Genomic DNA, 3,121 nt, shown 5'->3' with positions numbered 1-3,121 from the left:
GGCCCGCGCGGGGCGGGGGGGCACCCATGAGCGGGCGGCGCACGCCCCCCGCCCGCGCCGACGGTTAACACCGACTGCGAGGGGCGGGCCCACCCCGCCCGCGCCCCTCGCCGCGTTCAGACCGGTTCCGGCGCGAGCCCCGCCTCCCGCCGAGCCACCACCGCCCCCCGAGCCTCCGCAACCGCGAGCCCGGTCACCGCACCCAGCATCAGCAGCGTCCCGACGACGGTAGGCACGGTCAGCTCCTCGCCCAGCAGGACAACGGCGATCACCGCGGCGCTCAACGGCTCGAGCAGCGTGATCACGGAGACGGTCGCGGACCGCACGACCGCGGCACCGGCGAAGTAGAGCGCGTAGGCGACCGCCGTAGGGATCGCCGCGATGTACAGCAGATAGAGGCCCATGCGCGCGGGCTCGGCGGTGTGCGGCACAAGCCCCTCCACCGCGGCGAGCGGCAGCAGGCAGACGGCCACCACGGCGAACGACCAGACGGTCGTGCCGGACGAGTCGCCGCCGCCCCGCCCCCACCACCGCGTCAGGAGCGTCATCGCGGCGTACGCGGCCGCCGAGGCAAGCCCCCACAGGACACCCGGCATCCGCACACTGGCACCGCCACCGCCCAACACAAGCACCAGCAGACCGATCAGCGCCCCGGCCACGGCGACGACCCCGCCGCGCCCGAGCCGCTCGCCCAACGCGACCCGCGCCCCCAGTGCGATGAGCACGGGACCCGACCCCATCGCGACGACCGTGCCGACCGCGAGTCCTGTCGACTCGACGGACGCGAAGTAGGCGGTCTGGAACACGGCGAGGGCCACCCCGGTCACCACGATCCGGGGCGCCCTGCGGCGCAGCGGCACGCCGCCCGAAGCCGAGAGGGACCGGCGGCGCGACCGCACGAGACGCACCGCGGACATCAGGGCGAAACCGCCCACGCAACGCCAGAAGGACAGACTCACCGGCCCCATGTCACTGGCGTCGAAGACCAGCGCGGCGGCGGCACCCGCGGTGCCCCACGCCGTACCGGCGACGATCAGATAGAACAGGCCACGTCCGACGGACAGGCCGGAGACAGCATTCGACACGTCGAGTTCTCCGCAGAAAGAAGAAAGAAAGAAGGTCCTGATCTCCGTCTGCGGGCAGCGTCGCTCCACCCGGCGACCGGCCGGGTGTGATCCAGGAGGTGCCCGCGCCTAAGCGGCGGGCGGCGGAAGAACGAGCGCGTTCGAATGCATGATCACAAGCTAGGTGGCGCTGCCGGTCGACGACAACTGCGTTTCGGGGTCCGGCACCCCGCCCGCGGCAGGCTCTGGCCGGGGCTTGGCGGGCGTGGACGACTGGGCGATGAACGCCCCGGCGAGCACCACCGCACCGCCGATGATCTGCGGCGCCGAAAGATGCTCGCCCAGCATGACCCAGGCGAGGACGGTCGCGATGACCGCCTCCAGGCAGGCCACGACGCCGGCCACCTGCGGGGAGAGCCGGCGCACCGACAGCACCCCGGTGACGTACGCGATGACGGTCGCGACGAGCACGATCCAGCCGATCAGGGCCCACGCGGGGACCGAAGAGCCGTCCATGTCCGCACTGCCCGCGAGCACCGACCAGTCCATGCCCCACGGGCGGGCCACGACGGTGAGCACGGCGGCGCCGATGAGCAGTCCGTACGCGATGACGCCGAGCGGATCGGGCGCCTCGTCCCCCGCGTCGCTGCCCTGGTCGGACAGGACGAAGTAGCCGACCTGGCAGCACGCGGCACCGAGGGCGAGCAGCAGGCCCACGGCGTCGAAGCTCAGCCCGGCCCACACCTCGACGACACAGGCGAGCCCGCCGACCGCGAGCACCACGCCGACCGCGGCCGCGCGCGTCACGGGCCGCCGCTGCACGAACCGCACCCAGCCGAGGACCAGCGCGGGCGCCAGATATTCGACCAGGAGCGCGACGCCGACGGGGATGCGGGAGATCGCCGCGAAGTAGCAGGCCTGGACGCCGGCCACGGCGAGCAGGCCGAAGCCGAGGAGCAGCGCGGGCCTGCGCAGGACCAGCGCGCGGTGGCGCCAGGCGACGGGCAGCATCACGAGAGCGGCGCCGGCCACCCGCAGCCACACCACATGGAGCGGGTCGAGGCCGGCCTCGATCAGCGGCTTGGCCGCGACGCCCGATCCGCCGAAGGCGATCGCCGAGCCGAGGGCGAGCCCCAGGCCGACGCCCCTTCCCTGGCTCGCTCGCGAGCCTGTCTGATTCCCCTGAGACGCTTGCACCGGCACATCATGGCAGGACGTGTCATGAGCGTCACCCCCAATAGACCCTGTCTCAATCGGCGGACGGCTCGGCAGACGACTCGGCGGGCATCTCGGCAGAAATCTCCGCGGACGACTCGACGGACATCTCGGCGGACTTCTCCGCCTACGGATCCAGGAACCCGTCCCCCGGCACACCACTGGACGCGGCCGCCTCGATCCGCCGCAACAGCGCCTTCGCGTCGGCGCCGGCCCGCCCCAGGACCTCGACCGCGCGGCAGTCGGGATCAGCGACGAGCGCCGCCATGAGGTCCACGCCGACGGCACGCGGCTCACCGCGCAGGTCCGCCCGCGCGATGGCCGCCTCCATGGCGGTGGCCGCCGACGGCGACAGGACCGTCTCCTTGGCGGAGGTCACCAACGGCACGGCCCCGGAGTCCTCCACCGTGCCCTGCCACTGCAGTCCGTACCCGATGCTGCGCTGCACGAGATAGCCGAGCAGCCGCACCACCTGGCCGCCGTCGCCGATGACCGCCCGCACATCGGGGTCGGCCTCCAGAAGCGAGTGCAGCAGGTGCGCGGTGTCGATCTGCCGGTCCCCGTCACGCACCGCGCGCCGGCGCGCACCGGCCACCACCGACGACAGCGCGACGCTGAGCCGGGATTCGATGTCTGCGCGGGTCGGGCCGGGCTCGGCGCCCTGCGATGTACGGCTTTGCACATCTCCCACCCCATCAGTCCCCGGAAGCGGAGTCATCGGCGGCGGGAAGCATCTTCGCGTCCGACACAGGTTGGGTACGACTGGGTAGGTTCTCCTCCTTACGGATGAGATCTGGTCGTTCTTCCCCGAGGGGCGCGCGCCGCCTTGATGTTCGCCGCAA

The 3,121-nt window shown here is 72.8% G+C and carries 3 protein-coding genes; all 3 read right to left on the bottom strand.

Going from position 1 to position 3,121, the window contains the following annotated elements; translation table 11 throughout:
- Positions 1-116: 116 nt before the first annotated feature.
- The 3 genes from ACFWY6_RS39510 to ACFWY6_RS39500 all read right to left on the bottom strand — a co-directional run bounded on the left by ACFWY6_RS39510 (position 117) and on the right by ACFWY6_RS39500 (position 2,961).
- A complete protein-coding gene (locus ACFWY6_RS39510; protein WP_384700948.1) occupies positions 117-1,085 on the bottom strand; it encodes a DMT family transporter in 969 nt (322 codons plus the stop codon).
- 159 nt (positions 1,086-1,244) lie between these two features.
- Positions 1,245-2,267, bottom strand: a complete 1,023-nt coding sequence (locus tag ACFWY6_RS39505; RefSeq protein WP_384700945.1) for a DMT family transporter — start codon at positions 2,265-2,267, stop codon at positions 1,245-1,247.
- A gap of 139 nt (positions 2,268-2,406) precedes the next feature.
- Positions 2,407-2,961, bottom strand: a complete 555-nt coding sequence (locus tag ACFWY6_RS39500; RefSeq protein ID WP_384700942.1) for a Clp protease N-terminal domain-containing protein — start codon at positions 2,959-2,961, stop codon at positions 2,407-2,409.
- Positions 2,962-3,121: the final 160 nt, after the last annotated feature.

It is taken from the genome of Streptomyces sp. NPDC059037 (assembly GCF_042740015.1).
Lineage (GTDB): Bacteria > Actinomycetota > Actinomycetes > Streptomycetales > Streptomycetaceae > Streptomyces.
Note: the sequence above shows the minus strand (reverse complement) of the source record. Positions and strands in the feature narration are given on the sequence as shown.